Raw genomic sequence first — 17,635 nt, 5'->3', positions numbered from 1 at the left:
TTGAACTCAGCCCATCTCTTTCCTTTTAAGTTCGAACTTTTTGGTCAATCTTTTCACTACCACTATTTGTTCGAAACACTCGCCTTTATCATTGGTATAAGGGTTTATTATTATTTGAAGAAGGGAATAGTTGATCTCATTTCAGATGAGCACCGCCTTTGGATTATGCTTGGTGCCATGCTCGGAGCCCTGATAGGATCTCGGGTTATAGCCATATTGGAAACACCAGAAAACTTAAATCAGCTTAGTTTTTTAATGCTTTACCAAAGCAAAACCATTGTTGGGGGATTATTCGGTGGACTATTCGGGGTAGAGTTGATGAAAAAGATGATCGGTGTTACGGTTGCTTCGGGTGATATTTACGTTTTTCCTATTATCATAGCCTTATTTATTGGTAGAATTGGTTGCTTTTCTATGGGTATCGATGAACCAACTTATGGTATTCACACTTCTTTTTTTATGGGTATGGATCTTGGCGATGGTATTCGTAGACACCCGATAATGCTGTACGAAATGATTTTTCTAATTATCCTTTCCTTATTATTTATTTCCATAAAACGAGTGCCGCTAATCAATGGAGATCGGTTTAAACTCTTTATGGTTTTGTATTTTATGTTCCGTTTCTGGATTGAATTTTTGAAACCTTATCAACCCCTATTTCTAAATTTAAGCAGTATACATTGGTCGGGTTTATTTATTTTTCTGTATTATTATAAATTCATTCTTCGGATTGTCAGAACTACTTTTTACCCTAAAATTTTGAAACATGGCTAATACGAGAGATTATATCTATTACGATTACACCAAAAGTCTCTGTCCCGAATGTTTGCAACTCTGCGATGCAAAAATTGTTTTTCAGGATGCTAAGGTGTTTATGTTGAAGCAATGCAGAACTCATGGGGCAAGTAAAGTGATGATTGCCGATGATGTTGAATATTATAAACAGATCCGGAATTACAATAAGCAATCGGAAATTCCGCTAAAATTTAATACCAAAACCCATTATGGTTGCCCCTACGATTGTGGTCTTTGTACCGATCATGAGCAACATTCCTGCTTAACGGTTATAGAAGTTACCGATCGTTGCAACCTGGCTTGTCCCACTTGCTATGCCATGTCTTCACCCAACTACGGCAGGCACCGAACGTTAGAAGAGATCGAACGAATGATGGATATTGTGGTAGCCAATGAGGGTGAACCCGATGTGGTGCAGCTCTCTGGGGGCGAGCCAACAGTTCATCCGGAATTTTTTAAGATATTGGATTTAGCGAAAACAAAGCCAATCAAACACCTCATGGTGAACACCAATGGAATAAGGATAGCCAAAGATATTCACTTTGTAGAAAAGCTTGCCAGTTACATGCCCGACTTTGAGATTTATTTACAGTTCGATAGTTTCAGTGCTGAAGTGCTAACCAAGATGAGGGGAGAAGATTTAACTGCCGTGAGGCGAAAAGCCATTGACCATCTTAATCAGTTTAACATCTCTACAACCCTTGTTGTTACGCTTCAAAAAGGGCTAAATGATGGAGAAATTGGCAATATTTTAGATTATGCCTTGAAACAAAAATGTGTACGGGGAGTAACTTTCCAACCTACGCAGGTGGCTGGCAGGAACGATGATTATAACGACCAGCAAGGACGAATAACCCTAACAGAGGTAAGAAGGAAGATTTACGAACAATCGCCGGTTTTTACTCCGCAAGATTTAATACCCGTGCCTTGTAACCCAGACGCATTGTGTATGGCTTATGCCTTGAAAATAGGAGATGAGGTATTTCCGATGACCCATTTAATTAATCCCGAGGATTTATTGAACAATTCTAAAAATACCATTGTGTTCGAACACGACGAGAAGCTCAAGGAACATATGCTCAACTTATTCAGTACCGGAGTTTCGGTAGATTGTGCGGAAGATACTTTTGGAGAATTAATGTGTTGCTTGCCAAGGGTAAAATCAGACAGCCTGAGTTATGATAACCTGTTTAGGATCATTATCATGAACTTCATGGATCCCCTGGATTTTGATGTCAGGGCGGTAAAGAAATCATGCGTTCATATTGTAAGCGATAAATATAAGCTGGTTCCTTTTGAAACCATGAATATTTTTTATCGTGACAACAAAATTGATGCAATTAGAGAGAAATTAAACCTTAACTAATATGATTGTGCTTTTAATTTTCTATGCATTGGCCATTATTGGGCTATTTATCGGGGGGATTATCACCATTATCGTTAAGTCGTCACGAAATGAGCCTGTGAAACTTGGTGTTCAAATGCTTATTGCTTCGGTTATTTTGGTAATTGTTGGTTTTGGGGCATGCGTAGCCTTATTGTCAAATGGTTAATATTTAAATAAACTGAGGATGGAACTATTTATACTTTACTGGATCGCTGTAGTGGGTTTGTTTATTGTTGGAATCATTACCATGATTGTTAAGGCTTCAAAGAGCGAACCCATTAAAACAGGACTTAAAATGGTTATTGCATCTGTAATATTGTTCGTAATTGGTGCAGGAGCCTGTGCGCTTATGCTTTCTAACCTGGGAGGAATGCACTAACCTTAAATATTTACAGCATATAAATAAGGCTCTTTTCTTAATGAGGCAAAAACCGCGTCATATTTCAATTATTAATCACCTTTTGTAGAACGTTTACTTTAAACCTTTCGGCATTAATATTATCTTTGCGCATTATTTAACGGTATTGCATAAAGTGTAGGTCGATGCGCAATAAAATCTCGGTACTCATTACTCAATACGTCATACTTTTCAACAAATGAAAATATCATATAACTGGTTAAAACAATTCGTTCAAATAGACAAAACCCCTCAGGAACTCTCCCTGATTTTGACTAATATAGGCTTAGAGGTAGAAAGCGTAGAAAAGGTACAGCCTGTGGTTGGTGGATTAGAAGGTTTGGTTATTGGCGAAGTATTAACCCGTGTTCAACATCCAAATGCTGATCGTTTAAGCGTAACGACTGTGAGTGTTGGTGGGCCAGAAAACCTGCAGATTGTTTGTGGTGCACCCAATGTAGCTGCAGGCCAAAAGGTTGTGGTGGCTACTGTAGGTACAACTGTATATCCCTTAGAAGGAGAACCCTTCAAAATAAAAGAATCAAAAATTAGAGGCGAAGTTTCTAAAGGGATGATCTGTGCGGAAGATGAAATTGGTTTGGGTAAATCTCATGATGGAATTATGGTACTCCCTTCTGATGTGGAGATTGGTATACCGGCCAAAGAATACTTCCAAATGGAGGATGATTTTGTTTTTGAAATCGGATTGACCCCAAATAGGGCAGATGCTGCTTCTCACTTAGGTGTGGCCAGAGATCTAGCCGCCTATTTCAGGAGTGAATATGAAATGCCTGATTTGGCATCCTTCCAGGTCGAAAATGAGAATCTGGTTATCCCGGTAACCGTTGAAGATCTTGATGCTTGTCCACGTTACAGCAGCATAACGGTTTCTGGAGTTACCGTTAAAGAATCACCAGAGTGGTTAAAAGATAAATTGAAAGTAATTGGATTACGTCCGATTAATAATATAGTAGATATTACCAACTATGTATTGCATGGATTGGGGCAGCCATTGCATGCCTTTGATGCCGATAAAATCAGCGGTGGGAAGGTGATTGTTAAGAAGGTAGCCGAAGGAACTCCTTTTGTAACACTTGATGATGTAGAGCGTAAGCTGAGCGCAGAAGATTTAATGATCTGTAACGCAGAAGCACCGATGTGTATTGCTGGTGTTTTTGGAGGTAAAAGCTCTGGAGTAGATGCAGAAACTAAAAATGTATTCTTAGAAAGTGCTTATTTTAATTCCGTTTCAGTACGTAAAACGGCTAAAAGACATGGGTTAAAAACTGATGCTTCTTTCCGCTTCGAGCGTGGAACAGATCCGGAAATTACGGTTACCGCTTTAAAATATGCAGCTATTTTAATTAAGGAACTTGCAGGTGGCGAAATTTCTTCATCTATATCGGATATTTACCCAAGCCACATTAAACCATTTGAGTTTGAGGTGAGCTTTGCCAATATCAATAAGTTAATCGGAGCAAATATTCCATCAACTGAAATTAAACATATTATTACCGCTTTAGGGATTTCCGCTACGAATACCTCTCTGGATACTTTAGCATTAAGAGTACCTTCTTATAAAGTTGATGTAACCCGTGAGTGTGATATTACGGAGGAAGTATTGCGTATTTACGGATATAACAATATCGAAATTCCAACAAAGGTGAATGCTTCGTTATCTTATACGAACAGACCTGATAAAGAGAATACACAAAATGTAATTGCAGATATGCTTGCAGCCAATGGCTATGCAGAAATCTGGTGCAATTCATTAACCAAATCAGCTTATTCTAAGAATCTGGATGAAGCAGTATTCATTTTAAATCCTTTAAGCAGCGATTTAAATGTAATGCGTCAAAGCTTATTAATGCCCGCTTTAGAAAGCGTGGTGTATAACCAGAACCGTAAAAATGCTGATGTTAAGTTTTACGAATTTGGAAAAACCTATCACTTAATAAACGAGAAGTACGTTGAACGTCCACGCTTATTATTATTGATATCTGGTGCAAAACAAAACGAGCAATGGAACCAAAGCACTAAACCGGTAACTTTTTACAATTTAAAGGCTGCGGTAGATGCCATTATCTCTCGTTTAGGTATTTCAGCTTACCAAACAGATGTTTTAAACGACGAGAATTTTGCTTACGGCATTAAATATTTCAGAGGAGATAAAACGTTAGTGAGTTTTGGAGCGGCAAGCAAAGCCGATAGAAAATTGGCTGATGTGAATGCAGAAGTTTTTTATGCCGATTTCGATTGGGCTGGTTTGTTGGATATTGTAAGGAAGAATAAAATCGTCAATAAGGAAGTGTCTAAATACCCTCAGGTAAGAAGAGATTTATCACTACTGATTGATAAAGATGTTACCTTCGAATCATTAAAGAGCATTGCCTTTAAAACAGATAAAAAGCTGATTAAGGAAGTTGGTGTGTTCGATGTATACGAAGGAGACAAGCTGCCGGAAGGTAAAAAATCTTATGCTTTAAATTTTATTCTTCAAGATGAAGAGCAAACCCTTACTGATAAGCAGATTGAAAGCACCATGCAGAAATTGATGGCGAATTTAACCCAACAAGCAGGCGCAGAAATTAGGAAATAAAATATTAATTCGTATTTTTAGAAATAAATTCATGACTTCTGTTGCAGATCAATTAGATAAGGTACTACATAAAACGGCTCAGTTAATAGAGTTGTGTAATGCGTTGCAGGAAGAAAATGATTTATTAAAGCTTGAAAATCAATCGTTAAAGGTGGCGTTTGATACATCGAAAGTTAAAAATGCAGATCTTGAGGAAAAACTCAGGGTTACCAAATTGGCTAAGAGTATTGAAGGTACAAGCGAAAAATCGCTTGACATTAAACAAAAAATTAACGATTTTGTGCGGGAGATAGATAAAAGTATCGCACTGCTGAAGAAATAATAAGTAGTGTGGAAAATCGAAACTAAGCTAAACAATGGGAGAAATCTCGATTAAGATAACCATTTCCGACCGCATTTACCCTTTAAAGGTAAATATGGAAGAGGAAGAGATTGTGAGACGGGCAGCAAAAATGATCAATGAGCGCATAAAAGACTATCAGGAAAATTATGCGGTTAGAGATAAGCAAGATCTGCTTTCAATGGCTGTGCTGCATTATGCAACGGCTGTTTTAAGAACAGAGAATAAGGTGCAAAGCCAGGATACTGCAGTTGCTGATAAAGTAGAAGAGTTGGATGGTTTATTAAACGATTTCTTTAAGAAATAAAAAAGGTACGTTCTTTCGAAGTTTTATCAAGGCAGATTAAATTTAGCAGGATAACACTTCAATATATTAGCACAAAAATATAGCCGCAGCTAGTTTTTGAGTTTCAAAATTTATAAAACTTAACACTTCAATATCTATAGGGTTAAGAGGGCGGATTTCATTTGTTTTACATCTGAAAATGGCTTAAATCCTAATTATGCTTAGTTGAGGTTTAAAATGATGAGACTTTAAAAAATTAGATGCGGTTTTTTTTTACTTAAAAAACAAAATGGAAACAGTTGAAATATTAGGATACATATTTGCCTTAATAGCAGGCCTGGGTATCGGAATAGTGGTGGGGAGATTCCTGCTTCGCAACCTGTTAAAACAACAGGAAATTGCAGCTCAAAACAAAGTGAAGAAGATTTTAAAAGATGCAGAAAACAATGCTGAAATCTTAAAAAAGAATAAACTTTTAGAAGCAAAAGAGAAATTTTTACAATTAAAAGCAGAACACGAACAAGAAGTTAATGCAAAAAACAACAGCATTAATCAACGTGACAATACCATCAAACAAAAAGAACAATCGGTAAATCAACGTACTGAGAATTTACATAAAAAGGAGCAGGAATTAGATAAGGTTAAAGCTAATTTAGAAAAGCAAACCGATCTGGCTCTAAAGAAACAGGATGAGGTAGAGGTATTGAAAAACCAACACCTTAAACAATTAGAAAGTATCGCTGGCTTATCGGCCGAAGAAGCTAAAGATCAGTTGGTAGAAAACCTGAAGCAAGAGGCCCGTACGCAGGCGATGATGCAGGTTAAGGACATTGTTGATGAAGCTAAGCTTACTGCAAGTAAAGAGGCTAAGAAGGTGGTTATTCAAACCATTCAACGTACAGCTACAGAGGCTGCTATTGAAAACTCAGTATCTATCTTTCATATTGAAAGCGATGAAATCAAAGGTCGTGTAATTGGTAGAGAAGGTAGAAACATCAGGGCTTTAGAAGCGGCTACAGGTATCGAAATTATCGTTGATGATACGCCTGAAGCCATCATCCTATCTGGTTTCGATCCGGTAAGAAGAGAAATTGCGCGTTTAGCCTTACACCGTTTGGTTACCGATGGACGTATCCACCCGGCCAGAATTGAAGAGATTGTTGCCAAAACAAAGAAACAAATTGAAGATGAGATTATCGAAATCGGTGAACGTACCGTTATCGATTTAGGTATTCATGGTTTGCATCCGGAACTCATCCGTATGGTTGGCCGTATGCGTTACCGTTCATCTTATGGTCAGAACTTATTACATCACTCTCGTGAAGTAGCCAATTTCTGTGCTACTATGGCTGCAGAGTTAGGTTTAAATGCAAAGTTAGCCAAACGTGCAGGTTTACTACACGATATTGGTAAAGTTCCTGACGATAATCCTGAATTGCCACACGCTATCTTAGGTATGCAGCTGGCAGAGAAATATAAGGAGCATCCTGAAGTTTGTAACGCTATTGGAGCGCACCATGATGAAATCGAAATGACCTCATTAATTTCTCCAATTGTACAAGCTTGTGATGCCATTTCTGGCGCGCGCCCTGGTGCACGTAGAGAGGTAGTAGAAAGTTATATCAAGCGTTTAAAGGATTTAGAAGAACTGGCGCTTTCTTACCCGGGAGTAGAGAAAACATTCGCTATTCAGGCAGGAAGAGAGCTTCGTGTAGTAGTAGAAAGCGAACGCGTAACTGATGCTCAAGCAGAATTATTAGCAGCAGATATCTCTACCCGTATTCAAACCGAAATGACTTATCCTGGTCAGATCAAGGTTACAGTAATTAGAGAAACACGTTCTGTAGCCTTTGCAAAATAGGCAAGTTACTTATTTAGAATAAATGAAAGCGATGGTTAACCCCATCGCTTTTTTATTTTAGCTACAGGAGCATGATCAATACTAAAGAAAACAAGATTTAGCCACTACAATCCATGTAATATGCTTTGCTTTTGTTAATTTTACCGTAAATGAGCAAACCCAGTATGAAAACAGTAGAAGAGAAGCGCCCGGTAGACGTCCTTTTTGATAAATATGCAGAAAGCCATCAAAACCCAACCAATAAATTATTTCACTGGATTTGTGTGCCCTTAATTGTTTTTAGTTTACTCGGATTGGTTTGGCAAATTCCCTTTCCACATTTGAATTTCCTGGGAAGCTACAATGGCTACTTTAACTGGGCTTCATTTTTGTTGGCCTTCAGTTTATATTATTATTTCAGCCTCTCGCCAGTACTGTTTTTTTTAATGATTTGGGTAGTTGGGATCATGAGTTATGGGATTGTTCAACTCGAATATTGGGAAGCAGCTGGCGGACCATCGGTATGGCTGGTTTGCTTAATCATATTTGTACTCTCCTGGATCGGTCAATTTATCGGTCATAAAATTGAAGGAAAGAAACCATCATTTTTAGACGACATTAAGTTTTTGTTAATAGGTCCTATATGGTTATTGCACTTCATTTGCAAGAAAGTAGGAATTCGTTATTAATCTTTGACTTGGTAACATTAAGTTAACCTTTAGCTAAACAAATCTTAATTAACATCTAACATACAGCTAACATTGTGGTAATAGCTTTGCCTAAAATTAAATACAGGCAAATTGAACTCAATCACAATTCTTAAAAAATCGGCACTAACAGTTCTGATTTTATTTCTCGGCATAGTATCCTATGCGCAAACAGGTAAAATTTCAGGTACAGTAACGGATAAGAAAACTGGCGAAACTTTAATCGGGGTAACCGTTAAAATTAAAGGTACCACAAAAGGTATGGCTACAGATGTCGATGGTAAGTATACCATAGCAGGCGTTGCTACAGGTAAATATGCGCTGGTTTATCAGTACGTTGGTTATACAGGCAAGGAAATTAGTGATGTTGAAGTAACCAATGGTAAAATCACCACATTAAATGTAATTTTAGAAGAATCTAATTCACAAAACTTATCAGAAGTTGTAATTAAAGGATCTTTCAAAAAGGAAAGTATCAATGCTTTATATGCACAACAAAAGAATAGTATCAGTATTTCAAGTGGTATTTCAGCAGAAATTATCCAAAAGTCTCCAGATAGAAATACCTCTGAGGTTTTAAAAAGAGTTAGTGGGGCTAGTATTCAGAATAACAAATTTGTTGTTATCAGGGGTTTGGCAGATAGATACAATACATCTATGTTAAACAACTCTTTACTTCCATCGACTGAGCCGGATAAAAAAGCGTTTTCTTTCGACATTATCCCTGCTAACCTTATCGATAACTTGATCGTTTATAAAACAGCTTCTCCTGATCTGCCAGGTGATTTCGCCGGAGGTATTATCCAGGTGATTACTAAAGATGTACCAGATCAGAGTTACTTAAGCCTTTCTACAAGCTGGGGATACAACACTCAATCTACCTTTAAAGATTTTGTTTCAAATGAAAGAAGTGGAATCAATTATTTGGGTCTTGTTGATGGTGATCGTAAATTTCCTTCAAACTTCCCGAAATCTTTTCAAGATTATAATCCTCTGCCTGCTCAGCAAAAAGCTAATTTTTCTAAACTTTTGCCTAATCCATACGCAGAAAGAGTATATACAGCATTACCTTCACAAAATCACCAGATTACCTGGGGAAATCGTAAGGATTTCGAAAATGGTGGTTCTTTGGGTAGTGTGATTTCATTATCTTACAGGAACTCTCAAAATATTAATCCCGTTGAAAGAAATGACTATCAAAATGGTTTTAAGGATGTTTACTATGACTATAATGATACTCAAAATATTTTTAATACTAGTGTAGGGGTATTAGCAAATGTTACCTATAAAAAAGGTAAGAACAAGTTTGGTTTCAAGAATCTATTAAATAATGTTCTTGAAGATATATACACACAAAGAACAGGTTTCAATACGAACATTGATGCAAATCTGCGTTTTAATAACTCAGACCAAACTCGGAAAACCATCTATAATACCCAATTGGAGGGTGAACATCAATTTGGTAAGGCAGATCAAAAAATCAACTGGAATTTAAGTTATTCAAATATCAGCCGTGATCAGCCAGATCTTCGTTCAATCTACTATCGTCAGGTTGGCGGAAGCAACTCTTCTACTTATTCTTTAGTCGATAGAAATAGCCGTCGCTTCTTCGCTGATATGAAAGAGGATAATTATTCTGCATTGGCAAACTATACCTTGCCGTTTACTTTATTCAAAAAGAAAAGCACGTTTAAGTCAGGTTTCTTAAGTATGTATAAAACCAGAGATTTCAATGCTAGAATCTTCAATTATCTATACAATTCTTCGGGATCAGCTAGTTTTGACGAAAGTATCCTATCTATGCCAAAGGAAACGATCTTCTCACAAAACAATATTTCTACCAACGGAGGCTTCTACTTAAACGACTTTACCAGCAATACAGATTCTTATCAGGCACAAACGATGTTAAATGCAGGTTATGTAATGCTTGATAATCACATTGGTGAGAAATCTAGATTGACTTGGGGTGCAAGGGTAGAACACTATTTTCAAAACATTGATTATACCGATTTAAGCGGTACTGCTAGAAGCTTTGATCAGACTTTCTTTGATGTGCTGCCATCCGTTAATTACACTTACTCTATCAATGATAAAAGTAATTTCAGGATATCAGGTTCAAGAACGGTATCAAGACCAGAATTAAGAGAGTTAGCTCCTTTTACATTCTATGATTTTGTTAGTCAAACTTCAACGTTAGGTAATCCGATGCTGAAACGTGGTACAATCAATAACGGTGATTTGCGTTATGAAATTTATCCTGAAGCTGGTGAGGCGATAACATTCTCTGTTTTCTATAAGGATTTTAATAATGCTATTGAGCAAACACTTGATGAAGGCGGAACACCGGAGCGTCGTCAGGTTAATTATACTAATGTTTCAAAAGCATATTCGTTTGGTGCCGAGCTTGATGTAAGAAAGAAATTTGATTTTATCAGTGATGCTGAGTTCTTTAAAGACCTGACTTTCTTTGCTAATTTAAGTTATATCAAATCAGAAGTAAAACTTAATAGCATTGGCTTGCCTGCACGCCCATTACAAGGACAATCGCCTTATTTGATTAATGCAGGTTTACAATATTCAAATGTTCCTACAGGAATTACATTAACCGCGCTTTATAATCGTGTAGGTCAAAGAATTGCTTTTGTAGGTAATACACTAATTCCAAGTATTTGGGAGAACTCCAGAGATGTTGTGGATTTCCAGATCAGTAAAAAATTGCTTAAAAACAAGGCAGAGTTAAAGCTTAACGCTGGCGATATTTTTAACCAGAAAAGTATCTTTTATTTAAACATGGATGATAAGACAAGTTTTGACAGCAATGTTGATAAACAGTATATATCATCACGTTTCGGAAGTAATTTCACACTAAGCTTTAGCTATAATTTTTCATTCGCTAAATAATAACTTAACATAAACACTGGTAAAACTTAACCTTAGGTTAATCGACTCCTAACATTGTAAATATAATTTTGAAAAAAATAACAAACATGAAAATTAAAAACTCATTTGTTGCACTAGCACTTATTGCCTTTTCTTTTACAGCATGTAAAAAAGGTAACAATGGAACTGAAACAGGTACTGGTCAGGTAGAAATTGCAAATGGCGGGACGCTCTCAGGAACTTACAAGTCTGGTCAAAACGTTGTGGTTCGTAAAGGAACAATCACATTATCTGGTTATACATATTTTGAAGAAGGTTCTACCTTAACTATCGAGCCAGGAACAGTTATTAAATCTAGCGTAGCTAACAAAGGAGCTCTAATTATTGAGAGAGGTGCTAAGTTAATGGCAGAAGGAAGCGCTACTCAACCAATTGTTTTTACATCAGGAAAAGTTCCTGCTGAAAGAGCTCCTGGTGATTGGGGTGGAATTATCATTTTAGGTAAAGCTACCGTGAATGCAACTAACCCAACTATTGAAGGCGGAGTTGGTAAACAATATGGTGGTACTGTTGATAACGATAATTCTGGAATCTTAAGATATATTCGTATCGAATTCGCTGGTATTGCTGCAGAACCAAACTCAGAAATTAATGGTTTAACACTAGGTGGTGTGGGTTCTGGTACTACAATTGATCACATCATGGTTGCTTATGGTAATGATGACGCTTATGAATTCTTTGGTGGTACTGTAAACGCAAAATACTTAATCGCTTATGCAACTGCTGATGATGACTTCGATTTTGATAATGGATATAGCGGTAAAATTCAGTTTGCTATGTCATTAAGAGATCCTGCTTTCGTTGATGGTGGTGATGCTGGTAACGGTATCGAGTGTGATAACAACTCAACTGGTTCTGATGCTACTCCAAGAACAAAACCTAATCTTTCTAACTTTACTATCTTAGGTCCTAATGGAGCTGCTAACACTGCTGCTAACCATAACTTTGCTAACAGATGGAGAAGAAATACGGCCTTTATCTTGAATAACTCTATCATGTTAGGTCATCCAAAAGGAGGTTTGTCGTTAGAATCTAATGGTACATACAATTCATTTATTGATGGTACTTCACAATTCAATAATAATATTGTTTATGCTTTAACAGCCCCTTCCAAATTAGGATCTGACGTAACTGTTGCTGGCGCTTCTGTTGCTGCAATCGAAGCTAAAGCAACTGCATCTGGTACTGTAAGCATCACTTCTGCTGCCGCTGCTGGTTTAACTAGCGCATTCAACCTAACTGCTCCTAATTTATTGCCTGCTACAGGTTCAATCGCACTTACTGGTGCTGCATTTACTGGCGCTCAAACAGATGCTTTCTTTGATAAAGTAACTTACAAAGGAGCTTTTGGTGCTACAAACTGGACAACCGGTTGGGCTAGCTGGACACCTAAAACTAATGTTTACTAGTTTTAAGTTGCAGTAGAAAAATATAATAAAAAAGAGCCAGAAGAAATTCTGGCTCTTTTTGTTATAGGTTGCTATATCGAAAATATGTTTTTTGATTTTGCTGATAACATAGTGATAAAATTACCTTAATCTAAGTATGCTATAATTGTTATTATGAAAAATCTAAAAACAAGCGTAATCAAAATTGCAATAGTTGCAGTTGTGTTATCAACAACTCTAGATAGCTGTAAAAAAGATGAGGTTATTACACCCAACTCAACGACAGAAATTAAAGATAGTGTTAGTATTAATACACTGAAAGAATTTATGTCCAAAACTGGTGGGATACCAGTAGAATCCATCGGGTATAATGAAACTACAGAGCAATTTACCTGGCGAGGAAAAGATCAGATTAGTAAAACAGATCTAGTATATGCTTATAAACAAAGCCAATTAAAATAATTGTATTAAACTAAAGTTTGGAGTTCTTCATATCTTCATCGTAATATATATATATATCAACTCTGCATGCTTGGTGCCTTCCTCTTAGCGGCCTCTGCGGTAAAAAATAAAAGAAATAAAAAGGTGTCTATTTTATGGACACCTTTTTTGTGATATTATCTCATTAATACCGATAAAATTACGCTAATTCAATTGTTAAAATTAACTATCTTTCTTAACAGGGGCTTGCTTTTTAGCCTTAGGTTTAGCAATTTCCTCAATAGTTGCCAAAGGAATTACCGCTTCTGCAACAGGAGTATTTGCAGCTTGTTGCGCGGGAATGCTTATTTTTTTGGAGAGTTGTTTAGCAAATTTCTCAATCAATTTATCTGCCTTTTTAGCTTTGCCGTAGGTACTAACCACTTCGTTAAATGCAACTGCTAATTTTGATTCTAATTCTTTACGTTCTTTTTTGCTTGCCGAATGATTTTTCGACTTGGATTTGTTCTTTTTCATTAACTACCTCTGGGTTTTCCCAAAGATAGCCGATTGAGATATTAAATTAATATTATGATTATGTTAACTAAGTAAGTGATACTTAACATATAATAATTTTAAACTATCTTGGGTATAAGCAGTGATCAATCTTAAAAATAGAACTATGAATTACCCAATATTGATAGGTGTAGCGGTATTGATTGTATTGCTAATAGGCTACCTGATCAGAAAGAATCAGAAGGATAAAAAGGAATTTGAGGAGGAGTCTATTCAATCAGAACTACCTCCAGAGAAGGATGATAAAGAAAACCTTTAGAAATTAACACCAGGTGCAACATCTCCACCTAAATCTATAGTGTTTTGAAAGGCTTCCAAATAGCCGAATAGGTGCCTTTCTGCATTCGCATAAGAAGTAAATGTTGATGCAGGTACATTGGCCTCGCTATCACTATTTTTCTTAAAATAAGAACTAACCTGGAAGGTAAAGGTATTTTCATCTTGTATAGGCGAGATAATTCTAGCCTTAACAGGATGGCCATGAATTTCAGCATAAAACTCTTTGATAATAGAATAGATAGTGGCAGGCATACTTTTGTTTTAGTTTATTTAAACACAAAAATACTTTAAATAGGGCGAGATATAACTTGTTATCAGTAAGATAATGTTTTGTTAAAGTTAACTTAACATTGGGTTGGGTTTATTAGCGCCGGGGTTCATAGGCGTATACAATTTCAAACTTGATGTTTTTAAGATTATGCGGTAATTGTCCGATCTTTAGATCTTCTGTTTGGGGGGTAGGTTCGCAGAATGAATATTTATTACCATTGTAGACAATGAAATTTCCTAAGGGCTTATCAAACTGTACAGCCATGGTGAGGTGGGTAGGGTAGAGCACAGCAATCATGGGCAAATTGTAAATCTCCTTTACCAGGTAGAAAAATAAGGCTGCCCGATCATCACAATCACTGTACTTATTTAATAGGGTTTGTTCTGGAGACAACCTTTTTTCTTTTCCGAAGTTTTGTCCATCGTCTTCATAAAGGAATGCATATCGCGTAAACCGCATTAAATAGTCAACACCCTTTTTTTGATCCATCTTTTTTAAGTTTTCTCTCAAAATAGGAATCAGTGAACTATAGGTTTCTCTGCTCAAGGGTATGTTAAAATAGCTCTCGAAATCAACTACCGGATAATTTTTAAATAAGGTTTGAACATCATCATTAACTTTGAGTTGAAAGTGATATGTTTTTTGCTTGTAGTTAAAGGCGATATCTTTTACCTGATAATCTTCAGGTTTAAAATCAGGCATCTTGGTTACCTTATAAGAGAAGGCATTTTTTCCTTCGGGGATGGATATTTTTACCGGCAAATAAACTGATTGTTTAAAGAGCTTTCCGTAATCATGATAGTTTAAGCAGCTGTACTTCTTATTATCAATCATGAAAAATGGAATATCGCTGATATCCTCCTCGTTACGCACGTAAAATACGATCTGATCATTGCCAACCGCAATTCTGGCATCATAACCACACTTGTTTAATAAATACCATTTGTATAGGGTGTAACGGAAATAGTTCTCTGCCTTCGGACTAATCTGCTCTGCCGCTTTCCGAATCAGTTGATAATAAATCCAATCATTTAAATGGTATTGATTGCGATACCTCTGAAGCGCAGTAATGAGTGCTGTATCTTTGCTTTTACTTATTTTAGTGTAAAACTCAGCTACATCAGTATAGTTTGCGGTTTTCGAAACTTGAATAACAAAGGTTTCGTCGGCACTGAAATTAAATGTGCCATCATAAAAATCAAAAGAGTAGTTCTGTCCATTCGCTTTAATAGCAGGTATTGCCATCAAACAAATGAAGGAAATAATTGTGATATAATATTTAAGCATCCTACTTTTCAAACCGCACGATATTTGGTTATATTAAATTTACTTATTATTAACATAAAAGCAACAATTTCTTTATGTCAAGGTTTAAGTAGTTGGTTAACATTTTCTTAATATTCGACTATTTTTAAAGGAACTTTGTCTGTTAAATCGTAACCTAGGCTTAATATATCCTTAATGTGGTAGACTTACTTTTGCGGTATAAATATTTGGTTAGTATTTATAAAGTTTAGGTTAGTTGATAATAAAAAACCTCAGATGGATGTCTGAGGTTTTTTTGTTTTAATTATAAATTCTTTCCAAGCTTTTCCAGCATTTCTGGTGGAATATTATGGGTGTCTACCACCAAGAAACCATCCAAACAATCTGAGAACTTAGGGTCGATATTAAACGATATGATCTTAGCATTTAAGTTCATGTATTGTCTCAACAGCACTGGAATTTTAATATGTGTATTTTCAATATCGCCGATGATACTGTCTAAATCTTTGAATGATTCACTGCTGTCTACCAAAGCATCTGTTGCAATGGGTAATAAATCAGCTTTGAATTTGTTGCGGGGTTTAACATATTTGGCCATTTCATAATCGAAATGGTTTTTAGTAATGTAATCCACAATTAAGGCTTTGCTAAATTTAGAAAAGTTATTGCTGATACTTACCGGACCAAACATATAACGGTACTGTGGATTATCCAGAAGATACTTAAGAATACCTTTCCATAACAAGAATAGTGGTAAGGGTTTGCCCTGATATTCCTTTCTGATCCATGAACGACCTAATTCAATTCCTTGTTTTAACATCGGGTAGAACTGATCTTTCATTTTAAATAATTCTGAAAGATAAAAGCCACGACGCCCCATGCTCTCTAAAATTTCATCGCCCTTTCCTATGCGGTATGCACCAACAATATTTTCTAAATCTTTATCCCAAATAAAAAGGTGGTTATAATATATGTCGTAATTGTCGAGGTCGATTTTTTTATTGGTGCCTTCGCCAACTTCACGGAAGGTAATTTCCCGCAATCGGCCAATCTCCCTTAATACATTTGGGATTTTTAGCGTAGGTACGATGTAGACTTCATAATTTTTTTCGGTCCATACACGGAAATCCTCTAAATCCTGAACTTCGTTTTTAATTAAAGTCCTGGAGGTTTCTTCAATAATTTCTGCGGGTTTTTTCTTGATTTTGAAGAGTTTTAAAGGGTTGAAGAGTTTTTTCTCTGTATCTAAGCCCACACCCAATGCGTAAGTACGTGCACGCAAATAGTCCATGAGTTTATTCCCGCCACTCATTGCCGAAATCTCAGAAACAGTGATGGCTTTTCCGACCCTCACTTTAATGGTACGGCCGTGTTTATTCAAAAACTCCGAAGGCAATTTCGCTGTACGTAAAGTAGGGTGAATAAAACTCAATATATTAAAGAAAACACCATTGTTGCCATGGAAATAGATCGGCACAACCGGAACTTTTGCTTTGGCAATTAACTTTCCTACCACGGGATGCCACATCCTGTCAGTAACCTGTTGGGCATCTATTTTAAAGGTTGAAACTTCTCCCGCTGGGAAAATCCCGATAGGGACACCATTTCTTAATAAATCAAAGGTTGTTTTTAAACCGCTTATACTAGAAGAATGCTGTACATTTTCGAAAGGGTTAACCGCAACAAAGAATTCATTGAGGTTAGGGATTTTCTGTAATATAAAGTTAACCATAACCTTAGCATCTGGTCTTACGGTACATAAAAGCTTAACCAATGCTAAGCCTTCAACGCCACCGTAAGGATGGTTGGCTATGGCAATAAATGGACCTGTTTTAGGAATGGAATTTAAATCATCCTCATCAAATTCGATCGAAACGCCAATGGTTTCTAATATTTTATCTACAAACTCTAAACCTTTAAAGTGTTGATTTTGAGCGAAAACATCATTGATGTCGTTCAATTTCATAATCTCCATCAACAAACCTGCTAATCCGGGTACTCCAAGCTTATCAATCTTCGTCGCCTTAGCAAATTCTGAGGTAGTAATGATCTTCATATAAATAATTCGTTAGGTTGTTGCAACGAAACCGCTCCGTTTCGCAATCCCAAAAATAAGATTTATATTTATAATAAGGTATCTTAAA

The 17,635-nt window shown here is 36.4% G+C and carries 17 protein-coding genes; 13 read left to right on the top strand and 4 right to left on the bottom strand.

Annotated elements, in window-relative coordinates; genetic code table 11:
- The 12 genes from BMX11_RS11045 (at position 1) to BMX11_RS10990 (ending at position 13,141) form a co-directional block, all read left to right on the top strand.
- The gene (locus tag BMX11_RS11045; RefSeq protein WP_090884168.1) at positions 1-774 is read left to right on the top strand and encodes a prolipoprotein diacylglyceryl transferase; all 774 of its coding nucleotides are present in this window, start codon (positions 1-3) and stop codon (positions 772-774) included.
- Entirely contained in the window at positions 767-2,161 is a 1,395-nt protein-coding gene (locus tag BMX11_RS11040; protein WP_090884166.1) for a radical SAM protein, read from the top strand. Before BMX11_RS11045 ends, BMX11_RS11040 begins: the two co-directional genes overlap by 8 nt.
- A gap of 1 nt (position 2,162) precedes the next feature.
- Positions 2,163-2,348, top strand: a complete 186-nt coding sequence (locus BMX11_RS11035) for a hypothetical protein (RefSeq protein ID WP_090884164.1) — start codon at positions 2,163-2,165, stop codon at positions 2,346-2,348.
- Positions 2,349-2,366: 18 nt separating this feature from the next.
- Complete coding sequence (locus BMX11_RS11030) at positions 2,367-2,561, top strand: hypothetical protein (RefSeq protein ID WP_090884162.1); 195 nt, start codon at positions 2,367-2,369, stop codon at positions 2,559-2,561.
- A 217-nt stretch (positions 2,562-2,778) separates the two neighbouring features.
- Positions 2,779-5,178 (top strand): phenylalanine--tRNA ligase subunit beta, encoded by a 2,400-nt coding sequence (gene pheT / locus BMX11_RS11025; protein ID WP_090884160.1) that lies wholly within the window; start codon positions 2,779-2,781, stop codon positions 5,176-5,178.
- A gap of 31 nt (positions 5,179-5,209) precedes the next feature.
- The gene (locus BMX11_RS11020) at positions 5,210-5,500 is read left to right on the top strand and encodes a hypothetical protein (RefSeq protein ID WP_090884158.1); all 291 of its coding nucleotides are present in this window, start codon (positions 5,210-5,212) and stop codon (positions 5,498-5,500) included.
- A gap of 34 nt (positions 5,501-5,534) precedes the next feature.
- Entirely contained in the window at positions 5,535-5,825 is a 291-nt protein-coding gene (locus tag BMX11_RS11015; RefSeq protein ID WP_090884156.1) for a cell division protein ZapA, read from the top strand.
- A gap of 268 nt (positions 5,826-6,093) precedes the next feature.
- A complete protein-coding gene (gene rny / locus BMX11_RS11010) occupies positions 6,094-7,665 on the top strand; it encodes a ribonuclease Y (RefSeq protein WP_090884154.1) in 1,572 nt (523 codons plus the stop codon).
- Between the two features lie 149 nt (positions 7,666-7,814).
- On the top strand, positions 7,815-8,333 hold the full coding sequence (locus BMX11_RS11005; protein WP_090884152.1) for an Mpo1 family 2-hydroxy fatty acid dioxygenase: 519 nt from the start codon (positions 7,815-7,817) through the stop codon (positions 8,331-8,333).
- Positions 8,334-8,444: 111 nt separating this feature from the next.
- Positions 8,445-11,252, top strand: coding sequence for a TonB-dependent receptor (locus BMX11_RS11000; RefSeq protein WP_090884150.1), 2,808 nt, complete (start codon positions 8,445-8,447; stop codon positions 11,250-11,252).
- 86 nt (positions 11,253-11,338) lie between these two features.
- Positions 11,339-12,700, top strand: coding sequence for a hypothetical protein (locus tag BMX11_RS10995; protein WP_090884148.1), 1,362 nt, complete (start codon positions 11,339-11,341; stop codon positions 12,698-12,700).
- A gap of 153 nt (positions 12,701-12,853) precedes the next feature.
- Positions 12,854-13,141 (top strand): hypothetical protein, encoded by a 288-nt coding sequence (locus BMX11_RS10990; RefSeq protein ID WP_090884145.1) that lies wholly within the window; start codon positions 12,854-12,856, stop codon positions 13,139-13,141.
- Between the two features lie 201 nt (positions 13,142-13,342).
- Here the strand turns inward: BMX11_RS10990 and BMX11_RS10985 are convergent, their stop codons facing one another.
- Complete coding sequence (locus BMX11_RS10985) at positions 13,343-13,636, bottom strand: hypothetical protein (RefSeq protein ID WP_090884143.1); 294 nt, start codon at positions 13,634-13,636, stop codon at positions 13,343-13,345.
- Positions 13,637-13,781: 145 nt separating this feature from the next.
- Between BMX11_RS10985 and BMX11_RS24300 the strand changes: the two genes are divergently transcribed.
- Positions 13,782-13,934 carry a FeoB-associated Cys-rich membrane protein gene (locus tag BMX11_RS24300; protein ID WP_175474534.1) on the top strand — a complete coding sequence of 51 codons (153 nt, stop codon included), beginning with the start codon at positions 13,782-13,784 and terminating at the stop codon, positions 13,932-13,934.
- Here the strand turns inward: BMX11_RS24300 and BMX11_RS10980 are convergent.
- From BMX11_RS10980 to BMX11_RS10970, 3 genes are all read right to left on the bottom strand, one after another.
- Positions 13,931-14,206, bottom strand: a complete 276-nt coding sequence (locus tag BMX11_RS10980; RefSeq protein ID WP_090884141.1) for a hypothetical protein — start codon at positions 14,204-14,206, stop codon at positions 13,931-13,933. The genes BMX11_RS24300 and BMX11_RS10980 overlap by 4 nt on opposite strands.
- Positions 14,207-14,318: 112 nt before the next feature.
- The gene (locus tag BMX11_RS10975) at positions 14,319-15,470 is read right to left on the bottom strand and encodes a hypothetical protein (RefSeq protein ID WP_090884139.1); all 1,152 of its coding nucleotides are present in this window, start codon (positions 15,468-15,470) and stop codon (positions 14,319-14,321) included.
- Positions 15,471-15,795: 325 nt separating this feature from the next.
- A complete protein-coding gene (locus BMX11_RS10970; protein ID WP_090884137.1) occupies positions 15,796-17,547 on the bottom strand; it encodes a lysophospholipid acyltransferase family protein in 1,752 nt (583 codons plus the stop codon).
- Between the last annotated feature and the right edge of the window lie 88 nt (positions 17,548-17,635).

This window comes from Pedobacter rhizosphaerae, assembly GCF_900111155.1.
GTDB classification, from domain to species: domain Bacteria; phylum Bacteroidota; class Bacteroidia; order Sphingobacteriales; family Sphingobacteriaceae; genus Pedobacter; species Pedobacter rhizosphaerae.
The sequence above is the reverse complement of the archived record's forward strand: the minus strand, read 5'-3'. Positions and strand labels throughout refer to the sequence as shown.